This is a genomic window from Paraburkholderia sp. CNPSo 3272 (assembly GCF_024206495.1).
In the GTDB taxonomy this organism is placed as follows: domain Bacteria; phylum Pseudomonadota; class Gammaproteobacteria; order Burkholderiales; family Burkholderiaceae; genus Paraburkholderia.
This window is the reverse complement of record NZ_JAMBPQ010000006.1, coordinates 243,084-262,034: the sequence shown is the minus strand read 5'-3', so window position 1 is coordinate 262,034 and position 18,951 is coordinate 243,084. Positions and strand designations below refer to the sequence as shown.

At 65.5% G+C, this 18,951-nt stretch carries 15 protein-coding genes; 9 read left to right on the top strand and 6 right to left on the bottom strand.

Annotation, left to right across the window (positions count from 1 at the left end; genetic code table 11):
• The first annotated feature begins 111 nt into the window (after positions 1–111).
• A complete protein-coding gene (locus M3I53_RS10640; RefSeq protein ID WP_254315904.1) occupies positions 112–750 on the top strand; it encodes a GNAT family N-acetyltransferase in 639 nt (212 codons plus the stop codon).
• A gap of 15 nt (positions 751–765) precedes the next feature.
• Here the strand turns inward: M3I53_RS10640 and M3I53_RS10635 are convergent, their stop codons facing one another.
• The 3 genes from M3I53_RS10635 to M3I53_RS10625 form a co-directional block, all read right to left on the bottom strand.
• The gene (locus M3I53_RS10635) at positions 766–2,340 is read right to left on the bottom strand and encodes an EAL domain-containing protein (protein WP_254315903.1); all 1,575 of its coding nucleotides are present in this window, start codon (positions 2,338–2,340) and stop codon (positions 766–768) included.
• Between the two features lie 191 nt (positions 2,341–2,531).
• Complete coding sequence (locus M3I53_RS10630; protein ID WP_254315902.1) at positions 2,532–4,271, bottom strand: diguanylate cyclase; 1,740 nt, start codon at positions 4,269–4,271, stop codon at positions 2,532–2,534.
• Between the two features lie 199 nt (positions 4,272–4,470).
• The gene (locus M3I53_RS10625) at positions 4,471–5,112 is read right to left on the bottom strand and encodes an HD domain-containing protein (RefSeq protein ID WP_254315901.1); all 642 of its coding nucleotides are present in this window, start codon (positions 5,110–5,112) and stop codon (positions 4,471–4,473) included.
• A 337-nt stretch (positions 5,113–5,449) separates the two neighbouring features.
• On the opposite strand from M3I53_RS10625, the gene M3I53_RS10620 reads away from it, so the two are divergent.
• The gene (locus M3I53_RS10620) at positions 5,450–6,937 is read left to right on the top strand and encodes a sensor histidine kinase (protein WP_254315900.1); all 1,488 of its coding nucleotides are present in this window, start codon (positions 5,450–5,452) and stop codon (positions 6,935–6,937) included.
• A 24-nt stretch (positions 6,938–6,961) separates the two neighbouring features.
• Here M3I53_RS10620 and M3I53_RS10615 read toward each other — a convergent pair whose 3' ends face one another.
• Positions 6,962–7,459, bottom strand: coding sequence for a thioesterase family protein (locus tag M3I53_RS10615; protein WP_069265858.1), 498 nt, complete (start codon positions 7,457–7,459; stop codon positions 6,962–6,964).
• Positions 7,460–7,755: 296 nt separating this feature from the next.
• Between M3I53_RS10615 and M3I53_RS10610 the strand changes: the two genes are divergently transcribed.
• A complete protein-coding gene (locus M3I53_RS10610; protein ID WP_254315899.1) occupies positions 7,756–8,739 on the top strand; it encodes a response regulator in 984 nt (327 codons plus the stop codon).
• Between the two features lie 18 nt (positions 8,740–8,757).
• Here M3I53_RS10610 and M3I53_RS10605 read toward each other — a convergent pair whose 3' ends face one another.
• Both M3I53_RS10605 and M3I53_RS10600 read right to left on the bottom strand, forming a co-directional pair.
• The gene (locus M3I53_RS10605) at positions 8,758–10,524 is read right to left on the bottom strand and encodes a methyl-accepting chemotaxis protein (RefSeq protein ID WP_302057632.1); all 1,767 of its coding nucleotides are present in this window, start codon (positions 10,522–10,524) and stop codon (positions 8,758–8,760) included.
• 164 nt (positions 10,525–10,688) lie between these two features.
• Positions 10,689–11,720, bottom strand: coding sequence for a LacI family DNA-binding transcriptional regulator (locus tag M3I53_RS10600; RefSeq protein ID WP_254315897.1), 1,032 nt, complete (start codon positions 11,718–11,720; stop codon positions 10,689–10,691).
• Between the two features lie 200 nt (positions 11,721–11,920).
• Between M3I53_RS10600 and M3I53_RS10595 the strand changes: the two genes are divergently transcribed.
• The 6 genes from M3I53_RS10595 to M3I53_RS10570 all read left to right on the top strand — a co-directional run bounded on the left by M3I53_RS10595 (position 11,921) and on the right by M3I53_RS10570 (position 18,950).
• Complete coding sequence (locus M3I53_RS10595) at positions 11,921–13,093, top strand: ABC transporter ATP-binding protein (protein WP_254315896.1); 1,173 nt, start codon at positions 11,921–11,923, stop codon at positions 13,091–13,093.
• Positions 13,094–13,116: 23 nt separating this feature from the next.
• Complete coding sequence (locus M3I53_RS10590; protein WP_254315895.1) at positions 13,117–15,117, top strand: beta-galactosidase; 2,001 nt, start codon at positions 13,117–13,119, stop codon at positions 15,115–15,117.
• Positions 15,118–15,171: 54 nt separating this feature from the next.
• Positions 15,172–16,434, top strand: a complete 1,263-nt coding sequence (locus tag M3I53_RS10585) for an ABC transporter substrate-binding protein (protein ID WP_254315894.1) — start codon at positions 15,172–15,174, stop codon at positions 16,432–16,434.
• 80 nt (positions 16,435–16,514) lie between these two features.
• Positions 16,515–17,477 carry a carbohydrate ABC transporter permease gene (locus M3I53_RS10580; protein WP_375542496.1) on the top strand — a complete coding sequence of 321 codons (963 nt, stop codon included), beginning with the start codon at positions 16,515–16,517 and terminating at the stop codon, positions 17,475–17,477.
• Positions 17,478–17,498: 21 nt separating this feature from the next.
• Positions 17,499–18,350 carry a carbohydrate ABC transporter permease gene (locus M3I53_RS10575; protein WP_254315893.1) on the top strand — a complete coding sequence of 284 codons (852 nt, stop codon included), beginning with the start codon at positions 17,499–17,501 and terminating at the stop codon, positions 18,348–18,350.
• A 96-nt stretch (positions 18,351–18,446) separates the two neighbouring features.
• The gene (locus M3I53_RS10570) at positions 18,447–18,950 is read left to right on the top strand and encodes a pyridoxamine 5'-phosphate oxidase family protein (RefSeq protein WP_254315892.1); all 504 of its coding nucleotides are present in this window, start codon (positions 18,447–18,449) and stop codon (positions 18,948–18,950) included.
• The last annotated feature ends 1 nt before the right edge of the window (position 18,951 follow it).

Here is an 18,951-nt window from a genome sequence, read left to right as displayed (position 1 = left end):
CGTGCATACACCCCTGCATTCACAACCAACACGCCGTTTTTTACGAGATTTTTTCTTGTTGCCCTTACGGGCCAACCCTAGACTGGAGGCATCGAAACGACTGGAGACGCCATGTCGATCTCGCGTGCAACCCAGCGCCCGGATGAGCAGATCACCTCCGTGCAGCCCGGCCTCGGCCGGCTCGTGCTGAGGCGCTTCGATCCGCGCCACGACTCATGGGAAGCGCTGACGCGTCTGCTGCATCGCGCGTTCTCGCGGCTCGCGTCGCTCGGATTGCACTGCTCGTGTGCCGATCAAGCGGCGAGCCTCACGCGTGAGCGCGCGCTGGCTGGCGATTGCTTCGTCGCTGTCTGCAACGGCAGGATCATCGGTACGCTCACGGTGGAAGGTCACGATAGCCATTCGCAGTGCGAACATTATCGGCAGCGCAGCGTGGCTTCGGTCCATCAGTTCGGTATCGAGCCCAAATGGCAAAGCCGCGGTATCGGCCGTGCGCTGCTCGCTTTCGCGGGGCGTTGGGCGGCTGCGCGCGGCTATACGCAGCTCGCGCTGGATACGCCGTTTCCCGCCGCCCACCTCATCGCGTTCTATCGCGCACAAGGCTTCAGTCTCGTCGATGTCGTGCGCTTCGCCGGTCGCGGCTACGACAGCGCCGTGCTCAGCAAGGCCGCGGCGGCGCGCAGCGGCGTGACACTCCCACACCTGCCCGGTGGGTTGCCGCACGCCGCGTCGCCGGGTCCGCTCGCCTGAGAGCGCGCGCCACGCTCACGTCTCGCGCGTGCGCGCCGCTTCACGCTCCAGGTAGCGCAGGAATTCGTCGGCGGGCATGGCCTTCGCATAGAGCCAGCCCTGCGCGAACTGCACGCCGCGCTCGCGCAGATACTCGGCTTGCGCCTCGGTTTCCACACCTTCGGCGACCATCAGCAGGTCGAGGCTGCGCGCCATTTCGATGATGTGCGGCACGATCTTGTTCATTTCCTCGCCGCTCGCCAGCGAGCGGATGAATGCGCGGTCGATCTTGATGCCGTCCACGGGCAAGTCCTGCAGATACGAGAGACTCGAATATCCCGTGCCGAAATCGTCGATGAAAATGCGGTGGCCGGCTGCTCGAAACGCTTCGAGGACGGGCGCGGAGCGGGCGGTGTCGATGAGCGTGCGCTCGATCGCTTCGAACCAGATTTGTTCGGGGCGCACGGCATATTTCGCGAGGCTGGCCTTGAGGGTTTCGAGCACACGTGTGCCGGCGAGATCCTTGCCGGCAAGATTGAGCGAGACATGCAGGTCGCGGCGCCGCGCGAGAGCTGCGCCCACACCCTCGAACACGGAACGTATGACCTGATCGGTGACGGGCTCGACGAGGTCGAGTGATTCCGCCATCGGAATGAATGTGTCCGGCGCGACGAGGGTGCCGTCTTCGAGCTTCCAGCGCACGAGCGCTTCCGCGCCGACGCAGCGCCCGCTTTCCAGCGAGACGAGCGGCTGCAGCCATGCCACGAACTGGCGCCGCCGGATGCCCTGCAGTATCGCGTTGCGCGGCGTGCGCAGCTTGCGGCGCCAGCGCAGGACGAGCCATGTGCCGAGCAAGCTCAGGACGAGCGCGGGCGGGATCATGGTCCTGAGTTGCGCGGGCAGGTTGCGGCGCATGCGTTCCTCGGGCTCATACGCGACCACCGCGATGGGATAGCGCTGCGAGCGCTCGACGACGTAATAGCGTCCCTCGAAATACGGGCTCCTGCCGGTGCGCTGCAGCGCTGCGCGTACGAGGGCAGGGTCGGCGTTCGTCAAGCTTGAAATCACGGCGCCGTTCTGCGTTTCGAGCACGGTCAGCTCGAGGGTGTCGTCGAGCGGCACGATATCGAGGTAGAAGCGCGGATCGATCACCACGACGTGATTGCCGAGGCGCATGTTGAGCATGCGCCGTTCGCTGCCGGGCTTGCCGACTTCGGTATGCCATGCGGTGAAGCTTTGGGCATAGGTCCATTCGGGCGGCGGCAATGCGGTATCGATGGCGCCGCGTTGCGAACTGCAGTTCAGCCGTGCGCCATCGGTCGTGGCGACTTCGCGAATGTATCGATACCGCTCCTCGACATGCCGCAAGCGTTGCGTGTGCTCGCTCGTGCACGGGGTGTCGGAGTATGGCATCAGTTCGCGCAAAGCGGCCTCTGCCTCGGCGGTCACCAGGTCGGCGCGCAGCAGCGCGCGATGCGAAAAGACGTCAACGTGCTGGCGCTGCTGGCGTTCGAATACGGCGTCCGACGCGTACACGGCCGCCGTGAGCGTTGCCAGGACGGCGAACGCCACGACACAAAACGTCGTCAGGGCGGTGAGTCGGCTGCTCATGGTACGGTCGGGCTCCGGCGTCGCGAACGAAGGCGAGGCGCGGCTTTCGTCGATCGCCGCTGCCGATGGTAGCGTCTTTCCGCTGGCGGCGACGCGCTGCTGTCCCGCGCGCCGGCGCAATCGCAGTGGCCGCCGGCGCTCCCGCTCATGCACCGCGCATGACGGCAGCCAACAGGATTGGCAAGCCCACGTCAGGCACGCGCGGGATCGATCGATCGGGAATCCTCTGCAACGACGCGATTGCGACCGCCTGCTTTCGCGGCGTAGAGCCGCCGGTCGGCGACCTGCATGAGCGCTTCGTAGCGGGCGGGGCAGTCGGCGGGACTGGCCGCCACGCCGATCGAGACCGTGAACGCAATCGTATCCGCATCCTGGTTGGCGGCGTCGCCCGGCGTGCTGGCGGCATGCGCGGCGTTTGCCGCGTGCGCTTCGACCGCCCGGCGGATACGCTCGGCCACGCCCGCGGCCGTCGCGAGATCGGCGCCCGGCAGCAGCGCCGCGAACTCCTCGCCGCCCACGCGCGCGGGCATTTCAGCACTGCGCAGGTTGTTACGCAGAATGCCCGCGAAGATCACCAGAACGCGGTCGCCCGCCGCGTGGCCGAAGCGGTCGTTCACGCGCTTGAAGTAGTCGATATCGAGCATCAGCATCGCCATGGCGGGCGTCGCCGCCTCATCACCGCCTTCGCGCGCGGCGCGCTCCAGCGTCTCGTCGAACACTTCCTGGAAGCGCCGGCGGTTCGCGAGGCCGGTTAGCGGGTCGCTGCGCGCGAGCGTTTCAAGCCGCGTACTCGCTTCGACGTACTGGCCGAATATGTGCTTGACGACGCGCAGCGTGCCGACGAGCAGAACGGCGATCGCCAGCCACGCGACGATCAGTGGGCTGCTGAACACGCGGCGCGCCGCCGCGAGCGTGAGCTCCGAGTCGTCGGTATTCGTGAGCAGGATCCAGTGCGAATCCCCCACGTGCTGAAAGAGCAGATACCGGCCCGAGCGTACGGCATACCCTTGGCCTCGCTTCATCCATGCGGCCGCAGACGCGCGCGCCGCGTCGAGCAGAGACGGATCGAACCGCGCGGGACGCTGCGCGGTGATCTTGCCATCGACGAAATAGACAAGGTCGCCGTTACTGTTCAGGAGGCCGAACTCGGCGGGCGCCTCGTCGTCGCTCAGGTTCGAGGTGGCGAGCTGGAGCGCGAGCAGGCGCGAGGGCGCGACGTCCATCACCACGGCGCCGCGAAACTGTCCGTTCGCGTAGACGGGCGCACTGAGCGTGGAGATGGCCTCGCTTCTTTTCGATTCCGTATAGATCGGAGTCCAGACGATATCGCGTGCGGGGTTCTGGCCGGTGACATGCAGGCGGTAGTAAGGCATGGCGCTGAAGCGCCGCAACAGGTCGGGCGCGTGCGCGTCCGGGCGTTCCGGCGAGAGCACGTACAGGCCGTTGGCCGAGATGTACGCGACCGTGCTTTGCACCGCGTCGGCGCTCTGGCTGATCGCGAGCAGCGGGCTGATCGCGCGCGCGAGCACGATGTCGGCGGCCAGCGTGGCGGCGTCGCGGTGAAAGCCCTCGATTCCCGCGAGCCCTTGCGCATTGGTGCCGAAAACGAGCGGCCCATCCATTGCGCCGGGAATGTCCCACTGCAGCTTGTCGCTGTCGCGCAGCGCGGCCTGCACCTTCGGATTCTGCAAGCCGGCGCTCTGCTGGCTCGGCGAGGCGAGCACGTGTTGCGCGTAGTCGCGCAGGAACAGCAGGCGCCGGCGCTCCGCGGAAATCAGCGCGTCCACGCCCACGGCGCGCACCTCCAGGTCGCGCTGGCGGTTATGGAGTTCGTTGCGCGTCATCTGGTAGAGCTGGCGCAGGCCCACGCCGCTCACCAGCGCCATGGCCGCAAGAAAGCACACCGTCACGACGAGGTGCGGGCGTTTCATGACCATGCTGGAGAAGCCGTGCGGCCGCGTGCGGCCTGGCGTGTGCTGCATGAAGCCCCCGGACAGCGAATGGGCGCGCGCGCATCGCGTTGCGGCGTGGCCCGGCGGCGCGTTTCCGGGCAGCGCGATGAGCATAGCATCGCCTGTCGGAACCGCGCCTAGCCCTGCCTCGGGCGTCCCGGATCGCTCCCGGTGTTGTTCAACCGCGCCAGGCGCTATGGCGGATCACGCTGCAGAAGTTGCCGGCATGGAAGTGCGGATCCTTGTCTGCGAGCACGTCGGCCTTGACGTTGCCAAAGGTGGTGGCGGGCTTGTGCTTGATGCCGTCATAGAAGGTCTGGATGATGTCCTCCTTGAAGTGCTCGCTGCGCGGGTGCGCGTGGACCACGGCCTCGCGTTCGGTGTCGCTGAAGCGGTCGTAGGCAATGCCGAGGACGTCCATTTCGACGCCCGCCGTGACAAGGGCGATCACCGGATGCATGTGCTGCGGGATGCCTGGCGTCGTGTGCAGCGCGATGGCTGTCCACACGAGGTCGATGTCGTGCTGCGAGACGCCGTGGCCGCGCAGGAAATCGCGCGCGGCATTCGCGCCGTCCACTTCGAAGCGCTCGTGCTCGCTGCTGTGCGCGTGCGTGAGGCCCATGTCATGAAACATTGCGCCTGCGTAGAGCAGTTCGCGATCGAACTTCAGGTCGAGCCGGCGGCCGGCCAGCGCGCCGAAATAATAGACGCGGCTCGAATGATGGAAGAGCAGCGGCGATTCGGTGTCGCGCACGAGTTCGGTGATTTCGCGGGCAAGCTTGCTGTCGGGGATGGCGACATCGGCAAGGGTCGGGGTCATCTGGGGTGCTCCGTAGGGGTGGGTGATGACCTCTATTCTGGGCGGCGCCAGGGTTGTCCTCAATCGACGGATACCGTGGTTTTCTGCCAATTCGACCGGAATTGGGCCATCGCGGAGTCGCGGCGCATAGCAGCGACTCGTAAAGCGGCAAAATATCGCCGCAGCAATGGATTAACGGCGATAATCGGCAAAATCGATTCGATCGCCGCGCATTTCATGCGCCGTGCATCGGGCGGCGAGATCCGGCCCGCGAATCGCCCATCGGGCGCACGGGGACGCTGCCGGGAACGCGCCGCGCCAACCAGGTCGGTAAGAACAAGAACCCACGCGACAGACTATGTATTCGATCCTGCCAGCGTTCGTGTCCGCATTATTTCTCGGATTCGGCGTCTACGTGCTCCTGACTGAGGGCTTCACGCGCCTCTCGGTGCCGTTCGCCCTGATGTGCGCGACCACGTTCTTCTGGCAGGGCACCTGGGCCTTTCTGTTCCAGACGTCCGACCCCGAACTGTCCGCCGTGCTCGTCAAGGTCGGCTATTTCTTCATCCTCTTTCTGCCCACCACGTTCTATCACTTCGTGACCGAAGTGAGCGCCCGGCGCGGTGAACGACCGCTCCTGATCGCCTCGTATCTGCTCAGCGTGCTGCTCGCGGCCCTTCTGCTGTTGAGCGATTTCGTCGTGGACGGCTACGGCACGTTCTTCTTCGGCAAGTATCCGAAGGCGGGCATGCTGCATCCCGTGCACGTGGCGCAGACCGTGCTGCTCGCGTGCCGCAGCGCCTGGCTGCTATACGCGGCGCGCGGCCAGACGCAGGCGCACGACCGCCGCAAGCTGCTCGACCTGTGCTTCGTGAGCCTCGGCCTGTACGCGCTCGCCGCCACCGATTACGCCGTCAATTACGGGTTCGCGTTCTATCCCGTGGGCGCGGTGTTCATTGCGGTGAGCCTTGGCATTCTCGCGGTCACGATCGTGCGCTACGGTCTCATGCGCCCGTATCTCATCGCGGCCACGGTGGCGCACGAGGTCGCCACGCCGCTCGCGGCCATCGGCATGCATGCCGAGGAAATCGGCAACGTGCTGCCCGAACTCATGCGCGGCTACCAGCTGGCCGTGCAGCACCAGTTGTGCGTGGACGGACTCTACCCCGGGCAGTCCGAGCGCCTTTCCTCGCTTGCCACCTCGATACGCCGTCAGGTGGACAGCACGAGCACCGTGGTCGAAATGTCACTGGCTTCGTTCACGCTCGACCGGCTCGACCGCCGCAGCTTCGAGACCTACCCGGTGCGCTCCTGCGTGAATGCCGCGCTCGAGCGTTTTCCATTCCGCACCGGCGAGCGCGACATGGTGCAGGTGGCCCCCATGGACGCGCAACTGAGTTTCTCGGGCTCGGATTCGCTCGTCGTGTTCGTGCTTTTCAATCTGCTCAAGAACGCGCTCTTCGCGATTCACGCGGAAATGGCCGAAAGAAGCGACAAGGTGAGCGACTACGTGGGCCGCGTTCAGATCAGCGCGACGAGCGAAGCGGGCTTTTGCGTGCTGCGCTTTACCGACAACGGCTGCGGCATTCCCGCCGATATTCTGCCGCGCGTGTTCGACCCGTTCTATTCGACCAAGGCGCACGGGCGGGGCGCCGGCATGGGCCTCACGTTTTGCCGCCGCGTGGCCGAGGCGCTGGGCGGCACGATCGGCTGCGAGTCGGAGCCGCACGTGCACACCACGTTCACGATCCGCCTGCCGGAGCCTGGCACGAGCGCCGACCGCGCGCTGCACGACGCGCCGGCGAAACCCCGCCGCTTTCCGGCGGGGCAGGATTTCGCGGGCTAGTTCATGTAGCCGGGTTCAAGACGCTTAGTTCGAACCCGAAGGCAGGACCAGCTCGTATTCCTTCACGCGCTCGATGATGCCGGGCGGAAAGCGGCGAATGCGCTTGTCGGTGCCGGCGAAAAGAATCTGCTGATAGCCGAGCGAAACGGGCCGTCCGTCCACGCAAAAGCGGAACACGAGATACGCGGAGCACTGACGCACCTGGAAGGTGTTGAGGTAGCAATCCACGCGCTGGAACGGAAAGGTTTCCTGCACGTATTCCTGGTGCGCGCGCTTGGTGACGAACACGCCGCCCGAGGCGAGCAGATTGTTGTGAATGCACTCGTGAAACCAGCGTTCGCGGCAAATGCCCTGCCATTCGAAATAGCGGGCGAAATACGTGTTCATGAATGCGTTCGAGTCCTTCAGGTAAATGTCGATGACGTGATGGAACGTTTTGGTCGGCGTAGCTTCCATGATTTCGTCGGAGAATCCGGCGGTGCCACGGGACAGGACGGCGGGAATGGATTCGCGTGCGTACATCAGAGTGACTCCAGATAGGGACTGCAGGCGGCAGCCGCGCGTGCCTCCGGAGAAACGGAGGCATGCACCATTCTCTTCGCGTTCCTCTTCATCCAATACCGTGCTCCCCACATACGCAAACCGCTTCATGCTCGCTGGGTGCGATAACGTTTGCGCGCGTTCGATTGAGCGCGCACCTGCGAGTTCGGGTTGCTGTGTCCAGGCGAGACGCCGCATAATCGACATGTTTTCCTCGCGGTGCCGCTCCGGGTGACGGGTGCGCCGCATGAGGCGCAGCGCGCTTACCGAGATCCAGCATGAGTTCCATCGTCAGACAGCCGGTTTACCATCCCGTCTCCGTCGTTTTCGTCGACGACAGCCCCGACTTCCTCTACGCGCTGCGCGGCCTCTTTCCGGGCGCTGGCACGGACCGCTACTTTGCGAGCGCGAGAGAGGCGCTGGCCTTCGTCGCTTCGCACGAGGCGCGCCAGAGTGCGCGCAATCCCGCTGCGGGCGCGGCATGGTCAGAGTTCGAGAAGCGCGGCGGCAACGCGCTGGGCGAGGACGTGATGACCGACGCGGCGCGCTTTGGCGACATCGCCGCGCTCGTCGTGGATTATGAAATGCCGGAGATGACCGGTGTCGATTTCCTGGCCGCTGCTAAGGACGTGGCGTGCACGCGCATCCTGCTCACGGCCACGGCCGACGAATCGCACGCGGTGGAGGCATTCAACGCGGGGCTGATCGACTTCTACGTGAAGAAGTCCGATCCCGCCATGACCCGCAAGCTGCGCGGCGCGATCGACGACGCCAAGCGCAAGTTCTGCGCGCGGCGCGGCCATATCGGCGTGCATGGCGTGGGCGCGATCTACGCGAACCGGCGCATCGCCGACGTGCTGCACGAGGTCGCGCAGCGCGAGCGCATCGTCGAGTATTACTGGCGCCCGGAGCAGAACGCCGTGCTCACGTTCGACGCCGAAGGCAACGCCGGCGTGTTTCTCGCGTGGGACAGCCACGACTGGGCGGCGCAATGCGATGTCGTGACCGACGAAGGCGGCCCCGAAGCATTGCGCGAGGAAATGGCGGCGCGCCGCGTCATGCCGGTCTACTGGCCGAACGAGGCGTATCGGCCCGGCATGTCGCGCGTGGAGTTCGCCACGCCGCAGCCGGTGCCGGGACTCGACGATACCTATACGAGCTGGACTCGTATCGGCGATCCGGGACTTGCGCCTGGGTTGATCACGTTTGCCCGGTGGCGGGCGGAGCAAGGTGCGCCCGGTGAAGGCGCGCGCCTTGCGTGATCACATCCCAACCAGCGCCTAGAACGTTTCCCAGTCTGCCGCCTGATTAGCGGCGGTGGCCACGGGGCTGGCGGCAGCCGGCTTCGCCGTTGCCGCGGGTGCTGCGTTCGCGGCCCTGCGCGCCGGCGTGGTTGCCGTGGCTTTCGCGGGCGCGGGGGCAGGGCGCTTGAGCGGTGCGGCCGGGCGCATGGCACGCGCGCGTTGAGCGGGCGCTGCCACCGCAGGCGCAACCGTCGATTCGGCCTGCGTCCCGATCCGGAACACCGTCACGACGTCGCGCAAGCCATTCGACTGCGCCGCCATCGACTGCGCCGCCGCCGATGCTTCCTCCACGAGCGCCGCATTCTGCTGCGTCACTTCGTCCATCTGCGCAACGGCGCGGTTCACCTGCTCGATGCCGGTGTGCTGCTCCTCGGAAGCCGCCGCGATTTCGCCCATCAGGTCGGCCACGCGGCGCGCCGAAATCACCACCTCGTCGATCGTCTTACCCGCTTCATCGACGAGCTTCGTGCCTTCCGACACTTGCGCCACCGACTGCCCGATCAGGTCCTTGATCTCCTTGGCGGCCGTCGCGCTGCGTTGTGCGAGGCTGCGCACTTCGCCCGCCACGACGGCGAAGCCACGGCCCTGGTCGCCGGCGCGCGCCGCTTCCACGGCCGCGTTGAGCGCGAGGATGTTGGTCTGGAAGGCGATGCCGTCGATCACGCCGATGATCTGCTCCACGCGCTGCGAGCTGCTCGAAATTTCGTTCATCGTTTCGACCACGCGGCGCACGACTTCGCCGCCGCGCGCGGCGACTTCCGATGCGTTCACCGCGAGCGTATTGCCCTGGCGCGCGTTGTCGGTGTTGTGCTTGACCGTGGTCGTGAGCTCTTCGATGCTGGCGGCCGTTTCCTCGAGAGAGGCGGCTTGCTCTTCCGTACGCGAGGAAAGGTCCAGGTTGCCCGCCGCGATTTCCTTGGCGCCCGTCGTGATCGATTCGGCTGAAGTCTGGATGCGCTGCACGGTTTCGACCAGCTGGCGCTGCATTTGCTGCATCGAATGGAGCAGGCTGTGCTGGTCGCCGGGCGCGAGATTCACGTGGGCTGTGAGATCGCCTTCGGCGATGCGCTGGCAGATCTGCGAGGCGTAGTCCGGCTCGCCGCCCAGGCTGCGGCGGATCGTGCCGATGAGCCACATGAGGCCGAGCGTCACGGCTGCGCCGATCACCGTCACGAGCAAAAGGTTGCTGATCAGCGCGCTGCGGAAGGCGTCGTCGATGTCGTCGGTATAGATGCCGGTGAAGAGGTGCCAGTCCCAGCCCTGAACGAATACGGAATAGGTGATCTTTTCGACCGGCGCGATCTTGCCGGGCTTCGGCCACCAGTAGCTGCTGTAGCCGTCGCCGCCCGCGGATGAGCTTTTGACGATGCCATACGCCACCCGCGTGCCGCGCGGGTCCGTCGTGTTTGCCTGGCTCTTGCCTTCCATTTCCGGCTTGGGCGGCACGAGCAGCGCCATTACGTTGCTGTCGTAAATGCCGAAGTAGCCGCTCTGGTCGTCGCCGTAGCGCATGCCGCGCAGCGTGGCGATGGCGAGGCGCTTCGCGTCGTCGGCGCTCATGTGGCCGGCGTCCGCCTCCTTCTGGTAGTACGAGACCACGCCCAATGCCGTTTGCGTCTCCTGCTCGAGCAGGCTCTTGCGGTCCGTCACCATGCCCGAGCGCGTCATGAAGGCGTTGGCCACCACCAGCACGACGAGCGAGATCCACAGCAGCCCGACGATGCCCCAGGCTTTCTGATTCAACGTTGTTCGCTTCACGTTCGTTTTTCTCCAGCCGTCTTCGATTTGTATTCTTGCGGCGGTGCACAGGTGCAGCGCCATCGTGTTTAACGGATGGATCGAACGGAACCTGAAGGTTTGCTGCTGGCTTCTTTGCGTCGGGTGGGGGATAGGTGCCGATTCTTTCGTTAGCCTTGCGCCCGCGGCGCCGCCGTCGAAGCCCGCACGACCAGCCGCGGCGCCGGGACCACACATACGCGCGCGGCCGCGCCGGCGGCCGAATCGGGCGCTTCGACCAGCTCCGTCAGCAACTCGACGGCCAGCTCCGCCGCCTCGGTCGTTGCGACCGCAACGGTCGTGAGCGCGGGCCGCGACTCGCGCGCCAGCTGAATATCGGTGATGCCGGCCACGGAAAGCTCGCGCGGCACGTCGAGCCCGAGATCGGCGGCGGCCTGCATCGCGCCGAGCGCGGGCAGGTCGTTGGTCGCGAAGATCGCGGTGAGGTCGGGATGCCGCGCCAGCAACTCGCTCGTGGCCGCGTAGCCGCCTTGTGTCGTGTCCGGCGCATAGCGTACAGGCGCGCCCGCGCCGTCGAGTCCGGCGGCCTGCATGGCCGCGACGAAGCCGTCATAGCGCGCCGCGTGAATGCCGTAAACCTTGCTGCCGACGATCGCGCCAATGCGCCGATGCCCGAGCGAGAGCAAATGCTGCGCGGCAAGCTCGCCCGCGCGCCGAAAGTCCACGGCCACGCACGGCAGGCCCGGCGGGTCGAGCGGGCGCTCCCACATGCACAGCACGACCGGCGCGCCGCGCCGCACGGTGGCGCGCAGGTCGGCAAAGTCGAGATTGGCGTTCATCACGAGCACGCCCGCCGAGAGCGTGCCCGCAATCTGTTCGAGGTAGGCGCGGCCCGTTTGCGGGTCGCCATCCGTATTGCAGATGATGAGGAAGCGCCCACTGCGCCGCAGCGCATTTTCCACGGCAAGCGCGAACTCCGGATAGAACGGGTTCGCAATGCTCGACACCATCAGCGCGATGGTGGGCGGCCGCCCTTCGGCGAGTGCGCGCGCCGACAAATGCGGGCGATAGCCGAGCGCCTCGACCGCTTCGAGCACGCGTTGACGCGTGGCTTCGCCCACGCGCCCGCGCTCTCGCAGTACGTTCGAGACGGTGGCCGGCGTGACGCCGGCGCGGCGCGCGACTTCGTTCAGGGTCGGCATGGGACTCAAACATCCATCTCAAAATATGGGAAGGCGATTCAACATTTGCATGATCGAGAGGGGCATTGCAACATTGGGCCCACAATCAAAGCGAATATCGGAGACAAGGCAGCCAGATCGCGCAAGCGATCACTTTTTATGGGCCGCTGATTAAGCGCTTAATCTCCGTGTCGCGCTGATTAGAACATGGAGACGGCACGATGGCGAGCATTTCGTTGCGCGGCGTTCAGAAGGCATACGGCGAGAATGCGCCGGTGATTCGCAACGTCGATCTGGAAATCGGCAGGAACGAGTTCTGTGTATTCCTCGGCCCTTCGGGCTGCGGCAAGTCCACGCTGCTACGCATGATCGCGGGCCTGGAAGACGTGAGCGACGGCGATATATCGATCGGCGGCAAGCTCGTGAACGACGTGAGCGCCGCGCAGCGCGGCGTGGCCATGGTGTTCCAGAGCTACGCGCTGTTCCCGCACATGACCGTGTACGAGAACATGGCGTTCGGCCTCAAACTCGCGAAAACGCCGAAGGCCGAGATCGATCGCAAGGTGCGCGAAGCCGCACGCATTCTTCAGCTCGAGGCGTTGCTCGAGCGTCACCCCAAGGCGCTTTCGGGCGGCCAGCGGCAGCGCGTGGCGATTGGCCGTGCGATCGTGCGCGAGCCCGGCGTGTTCCTGTTCGACGAACCGCTTTCCAATCTCGATGCCACGTTGCGCGGCCAGACGCGTATCGAGATCGCTCGCCTGCATCGCCAGTTCGAGCAGGCGAGCGTGGTGTACGTGACGCACGACCAGATCGAGGCGATGACGCTTGCCGACAAGATCGTCCTTTTACATAGCGGTAAGGATACCGAACGATACGGCAGCATCGCCCAGGTGGGCGCGCCGCTCGAGCTCTATCACCGGCCCGCGAGCCGCTTCGTGGCGGGATTTATCGGCTCGCCGCGCATGAATTTTCTGCCGGCGCGCGTGGCCGCCATCGAGGCGCACGGCGTGAGCGTCGCGCTCGACGAAAGCGGCGAAACGGTGCGGCTGCCGGTGCAGGGCGCGCGGCTCGCCGTGGGCGCGCCGGTCACGTTCGGCGTGCGTCCCGAGCATCTCGAACTGGTGGTGGATGGCGTGGCCTCGCGCACCTCGCGCGATGCTGAGGATGCCTTGACGATTTCGCGCGCCATCACGCTGGTCGAGGAACTTGGCGAGCACAGCTATGTGCATCTCGATCAGCCGGGTGGGGCAGTTCTCGTCGCCAAGGCGCCCGGCGACGCCCGGCTCACTAGCGGCGACACCGCGCAGTTCCATGCGAGCGCGAGCGCCTGTCATCTGTTCGCGGAAGACGGCTTCGCCGTTACGCCGCTCGCCACCGCCGGTCAACCCGCATGAGAACAACAACCGAGGACACAGGGATGCGTCTTGGAGTCTGCTATTACCCGGAGCACTGGCCGGAGGCCATGTGGAAAGACGACGCCGCGCGCATGAAGGCGCTGGGCATCGCGCAGGTGCGTATCGCCGAGTTCGCGTGGAGCCGCATCGAGCCGACGCCGGGCAAGTTCGACTGGGTCTGGCTCGATCGCGCGATCGACACGCTCGGCGACGCCGGCCTGCAAGTGGTGATGTGCACGCCCACGGCCACGCCGCCCAAGTGGCTGATAGACCAGCATCCGGACATCCTGCCCGTGGGCGCCGATGGCCGCGTGCGCGGGTTCGGCTCGCGCCGGCACTACGATTTTTCTTCGCCGGCGTATTACGAGGCTTCGCGGCGCATCTGCGAGGCGGTCGCCGCGCGTTATGGCCAGCATCCCGCTGTCGCGTACTGGCAGACCGATAACGAGTACGGCTGCCATCAAACGGTGGTCAGCTACTCGCCGGCGGCGGTGCAGCGCTTTCGCGAATGGCTCAAGGCGCGCTACGGCAGCATCGACGCGCTGAATACCGCCTGGGGCACCGTGTTCTGGAGCATGGAGTACCGCAGCTTCGACGAAATCGAGGCGCCAGTTGGCACCGTGACCGAGGCGCATCCGTCGCATCGGCTCGACTACCAGCGCTTCGCCTCCGACGAAGTGCAGCGCTACAACCGCATGCAGGTCGATATCCTGCGCGCGCACTCGCCGGGCCGGCCCATCGCGCACAACTTCATGCAGCTATTCATGGAGTTCGATCACTACAAGGTCGCCTCCGATCTCGACGTCGCGACGTGGGACAGCTATCCGCTCGGCGCACTCGACCAGCAATGGTTCGCGCCCGACGTGAAGGCGCGCTATCTGCGCACCGGCCACCCGGACTTCGCCTCGTTCAATCACGACGTGTATCGCGGCATGTCGAAGCTGCCGTTCTGGGTCATGGAACAACAGCCCGGTCCTGTGAACTGGGCCCACTGGAACCCCGCGCCGCTGCCCGGCATGGTGCGCCTCTGGAGCTGGGAAGCGTTTGCGCACGGCGCGGGCTGCGTGTCGTATTTCCGCTGGCGCCAGGCGCCGTTCGCGCAGGAGCAGATGCACGCGGGCCTGAATACGCCCGACAACCGCCCCGACCTCGGCAGTGCGGAGGCGGCGCGCGTGGCCGAGGAAATCGAGGCCGTGCTCGCGGCGGCGAAGGGCGGCCGCGAGTTCGACGTGAAGACACCTGTTGCGCTCGTGTTCGACTACGAAGCGAAGTGGCTTTTCGACATTCATCCGCAGGGCGCGGATTTCCACTATCCGCGCTTCGCTGTGGAGTACTACTCGGCGCTGCGCGCGCTCGGCTTCGACGTGGATATCGTTTCGGTGCACGCGCCGCTCGACGGTTACCGGCTCGTGGTCGTGCCGCCGCTGCCCATCGTGCCCGACGACTTCGCGCAGCGCCTTGCCAGTTCGGGCGCGCAAGTGGTGATCGGGCCGCGCACGGGCTCGAAAACCACCGATCTGCAGATTCCCGCCAACCTGCCGCCGGGGCCGCTCGCGGCGCTGCTGCCGCTGCGCGTGTGGCGCGTGGAGTCGCTGCGGCCCAATATCAGCGAGCCGGTGCGTTTCGAGCTGGACGGCACGCACGAAGGCCACGCGCGCCACTGGCGCGATCTGATCGAACTCGGCGCCGATACCGGCGAAAACGAATGGGCCGTGCCGGAAGTGCGCGCGACGTTCAGCGACGGCCATCCCGCGTATGTGAAGAGCGGCGCGGTCCACTACCTCGCGAGCCTGTTCGACGAGGCGAGCACGCAGGTGCTCTTTGCGCGCGTGGCGCGCGAAGCGGGCCTCACGCCGCAGCCGCTCGGCGACGCGATCCGTGTGAGCCGGCGCGGCGGCTTCACCTGGGTGTTCAACTACGGGCCCAGCACGCACACGCTTTCTGCGGATATTCCCGACGATGCATATGTGATCGGCTCGCGTACGATAGAGCCGCAGGGCGTGAGCGCCTACCGTTCGCAATAGACGTAGTTCCTGACGATGCAGCACCGACAACGACGTATAACCAAGGAGACACGCATGATCGGCAAGACCTTCAGACCACGCACCCTGCTCGTTGCTGCGACGCTGGCGGCGGGCGCGCTTGCAGGCGCGTTCGCGAGCGCGGCGCAGGCCGGCACGCTCGAAATGAACATTGCCTACAAGGGCGCAAGCCAGCGCGCCGTGTGGGAACAGGTGATCGACCAGTTCAAGAAGACGCACCCCGGCACCGACGTAAAGGTGTCGTTCGTCGACGAGGAAGCCTACAAGGTCCAGTTGCCGAACTGGCTCACGACCGCGCCGCCCGACATCGTGAACTGGCACGACGGCGAGCGCATGGCCTACTACGCGAAGCGCGGCCTTTTCGCGGATCTTTCGGATGACTGGAAAAAGAACAACTGGGACAGCATGTACGCCTCGACGAAGGAAGCTTCGTCGTACCAGGGCAAGCAGTACGCCGCGCCCACGGTGTATTACTCGTGGGGCATGTTCTATCGCAAGGACCTGTTCGACAAGGTAGGCATCAAGAGCGAGCCGAAAACGTGGAATGAATTCCTCGATGCCTGCAAGAAGCTCAAGGCCGCGGGCATCGCGCCGATCGCCGTGGCCGGGCGCGACGCGTGGACGCTGGCCGGCTGGTTCGACTATCTGGACCTGCGCCTGAACGGCAACGCGTTCCACCAGAAGCTGATGGCGGGCGAAGTGCCGTACACCGACCCGCGCGTGAAAAAAGTCTACGTCACATGGAAGCAACTGCTCGACGACGGCGACTTCATTCCCAATTCGCTCTCATACGATCTCGATGCGGCGCAGCCGTTCCTGTTCCAGGGCAAGGCCGCGATGATGCTGATGGGTACCTTCATCACGGGCGGTTTCAGCCCGACGGTCAAGCAGCAGATGGGCTACTTCCAGTTCCCGATCATCGACCCGAACGTGCCGACCGCCGAAGACGGTCCGGTCGAATCGCTGCACATTCCGGGCAAGGCGAAGAACAAGGCCGATGCGCATGCGTTCCTCGCGTTTGCGGAGACCCCGGATGTTGGCGCGCAGCTTGCCAAGGGACTGGGTTCGCTTTCGGCCAACAGCAAGTCGCCGGAACCCGACGACCCGATTTCGAAGATCGGCTTCCAGATCCTCTCGAACACGAAGGGCGGCATTGCGCAGTTCTATGACCGCGACATGACGAAGGAAATGGCCGACGAAGGCATGAAGGGCATGCAGCAGTTCGTGTCAGATCCGACCAAGCTCGACTCGATTCTCGCGCAGCTGGAGCAGACGCGTCAGCGGATCTACAAGAAGTAAGGTGTTCGAAGCGAAGGCGGGCGGTGCGTCGGCGCTGCCCGCCGGGTAATCAAGTGGAGGTTTTTGCCGTGAGACAGGCACTGAGTCACACCGTTGCGCATCGCGTGGACGGCGCCGCGCCGGCAGGCGGCGAGAACGGCGGCATGCCGCACGCAAGCGGGCGAGGCATTCAGCCGCGCCGCCGCGCGTCGCCAACCGCGCGTCGCCAGCGACGTGCCGCCTGCTTCTTTCTCGCGCCCGCGGTCATCATGTTCGCGGTCTACGTGATCTGGCCGATTCTCTCCACGCTGCGTCTCTCGCTCTACAACTGGGACGGCATGACCGAAGCGAGCTTCGTGGGCCTCGCGAACTACATCGAACTGTTCCACTCGCCCACGTTCTACACGGCGCTCAAGAACAACGTGATCTGGCTGGTGCTGTTCCTGCTCGCGCCGCCCATGGGCCTCGCGATCGCGCTGTACCTCAACCAGGCCGTGGGCGGCATCCGCATCGTCAAGTCGCTGTTCTTCGCACCGTTCGTGCTGTCGGGCGTGGTGGTGGGCCTCATCTACTCGTGGTTCTACGACCCCACGTTCGGCCTGCTCGCGCTCATGCTGGGCCGCGGCATTCCCGTCCTCGGCGACCCGAACTATGCCACGCCGGGCATCATCTTCGCGGCGCTCTGGCCGCAAACGGCGTACTGCATGATCCTCTATCTCACGGGCCTCACCACGCTCAACAGCGAGCAGATCGAGGCCGCGCGCATGGAAGGCGCGAAGGGATGGACCATGCTCTGGCACGTGATCCTGCCGCAACTTCGGCCCGTCACGTTCATGGCCGTGGTGGTCACGGTCATCGGCGCGCTGCGCAGCTTCGACCTCATCTCCGTGATGACGGGCGGCGGACCGTTCGAAAGCTCGACCGTGCTCGCGTACTACATGTACGACCAGGCGATCAAATACTACCGGCTCGGTTATTCGGCCGCGATTGCCGTCGTGCTGTTCGCGATCATGCTGCTCTATATCGTCTATCACCTGCGCCGCCTGCTGCGCAGCGAGCACTGAATCCGCTACGAGGAGCCCCCCATGTTTCCGATTTCGGTCGACAAATGGAAGCCCGCGCCGCGCCGCCTTTACAAGCTCTCGCTGCCCGTGGCGCTCGTCATCTGGCTGCTGCCGCTGATTGCCGTGCTGGTCACGTCGGTGCGCTCCACCGAGGAACTGAGCGAAGGCAACTACTGGGGCTGGCCGAGGCACTTCGCGATGATCGAGAACTATCGCGACGCGCTCACGACCTCGCCGATGCTCCATTACTTCTGGAACAGCGTGCAGATCACGCTGCCCGCCGTGGCCGGGGCGATTGCGCTCGCAGCGCTGGCGGGCTATGCGCTGGCCATCTATCGTTTTCCGGGCAATGCGGCGCTGTTCGCGACCTTCGTTGCGGGCAACTTCGTGCCGATCCAGGTGCTGATGATTCCGGTGCGCGACCTCACGCTCAGACTGGGGCTCTACAACACCGTTGGCGGCCTGATCCTGTTCCATCTTTCGTTTCAGACCGGTTTTTGCGCACTGTTCCTGCGAAATTTCATCAAGCAGTTGCCGTTCGAACTCGTCGAGGCCGCGCGCATCGAGGGTGCGAACGAATGGACCGTGTTCGTGCGCATCGTGCTGCCGCTCATTCGCCCGGCGCTCGCTGCGCTCGCCATTCTCGTGTTCACTTTCGTCTGGAACGACTACTTCTGGGCGTTGTGCCTGACCCAGGGCGACGACGCTGCGCCGATCACGGTAGGCGTTGCGGCCCTCAAGGGACAGTGGACGACGGCATGGAACCTCGTTTCCGCAGGCTCGGTCCTTGCTGCGCTGCCTTCGGTGATGATGTTCTTCGCGATGCAGAAGCACTTCGTGGCGGGGCTCACGTTCGGCGCGACCAAGGGTTGAACGGTTGCTGAAAGGCGGGGCGATTTGACTTCGGCGCGGCGCTACGGTCCAATTTGGAATGACCCGACGCACGCAACACCCGCAAGGAATGCCCCCATGCAGCAAAACGAACCCGCCCCGCAGGCCATGCAACCCGCGTCGCCCACGCAATTGCCCGCAGCGCTCGTGCGCGAATTCGACGGCGAGCACCTCGAAGCGCGGCTTGCCGATGCGGTTCGCCTTTCGACCGTCAGCGAGGACGGCTGGCCCCACGGCGCGCAACTGAGCGCCGGCGAGATCCTGGCCGTCAACGCCACCACGTTGCTCATCGCGCTCTGGCCGCAATCCAGCACCACCGCGAACCTCATGCGCGACGGCCGCCTCACGCTCTCGCTCGTGCATGACGGCGCGCTGCTGGAAATTCGCGCACGCTCACATGCCGTGGCGCAGCGGCAAACGGCACTCGAACTGAGCGTATTTCGCGTGGAAATCGAATCCGTCAGCGGGCATCGCGCGAAGTATGCCGAGGTGCTGAGCGGCGTGACGTTCCGGCTCTACGAGCCCGCGCAGGCGCTCTCGCGCTGGCGCGAGCAGATCGCGATGCTGCGTACGTTCGCCTGAG

Coding starts and splice junctions, on each gene's coding strand:
- M3I53_RS10640 (WP_254315904.1), top strand. CDS start 112: ATGTCGATCTCGCGTGCAACCCAGCGCCCGGATGAGCAGATCACCTCC.
- M3I53_RS10635 (WP_254315903.1), bottom strand. CDS start 2,340: ATGAGCAGCCGACTCACCGCCCTGACGACGTTTTGTGTCGTGGCGTTC.
- M3I53_RS10630 (WP_254315902.1), bottom strand. CDS start 4,271: ATGAAACGCCCGCACCTCGTCGTGACGGTGTGCTTTCTTGCGGCCATG.
- M3I53_RS10625 (WP_254315901.1), bottom strand. CDS start 5,112: ATGACCCCGACCCTTGCCGATGTCGCCATCCCCGACAGCAAGCTTGCC.
- M3I53_RS10620 (WP_254315900.1), top strand. CDS start 5,450: ATGTATTCGATCCTGCCAGCGTTCGTGTCCGCATTATTTCTCGGATTC.
- M3I53_RS10615 (WP_069265858.1), bottom strand. CDS start 7,459: ATGTACGCACGCGAATCCATTCCCGCCGTCCTGTCCCGTGGCACCGCC.
- M3I53_RS10610 (WP_254315899.1), top strand. CDS start 7,756: ATGAGTTCCATCGTCAGACAGCCGGTTTACCATCCCGTCTCCGTCGTT.
- M3I53_RS10600 (WP_254315897.1), bottom strand. CDS start 11,720: ATGCCGACCCTGAACGAAGTCGCGCGCCGCGCCGGCGTCACGCCGGCC.
- M3I53_RS10595 (WP_254315896.1), top strand. CDS start 11,921: ATGGCGAGCATTTCGTTGCGCGGCGTTCAGAAGGCATACGGCGAGAAT.
- M3I53_RS10590 (WP_254315895.1), top strand. CDS start 13,117: ATGCGTCTTGGAGTCTGCTATTACCCGGAGCACTGGCCGGAGGCCATG.
- M3I53_RS10585 (WP_254315894.1), top strand. CDS start 15,172: ATGATCGGCAAGACCTTCAGACCACGCACCCTGCTCGTTGCTGCGACG.
- M3I53_RS10575 (WP_254315893.1), top strand. CDS start 17,499: ATGTTTCCGATTTCGGTCGACAAATGGAAGCCCGCGCCGCGCCGCCTT.
- M3I53_RS10570 (WP_254315892.1), top strand. CDS start 18,447: ATGCAGCAAAACGAACCCGCCCCGCAGGCCATGCAACCCGCGTCGCCC.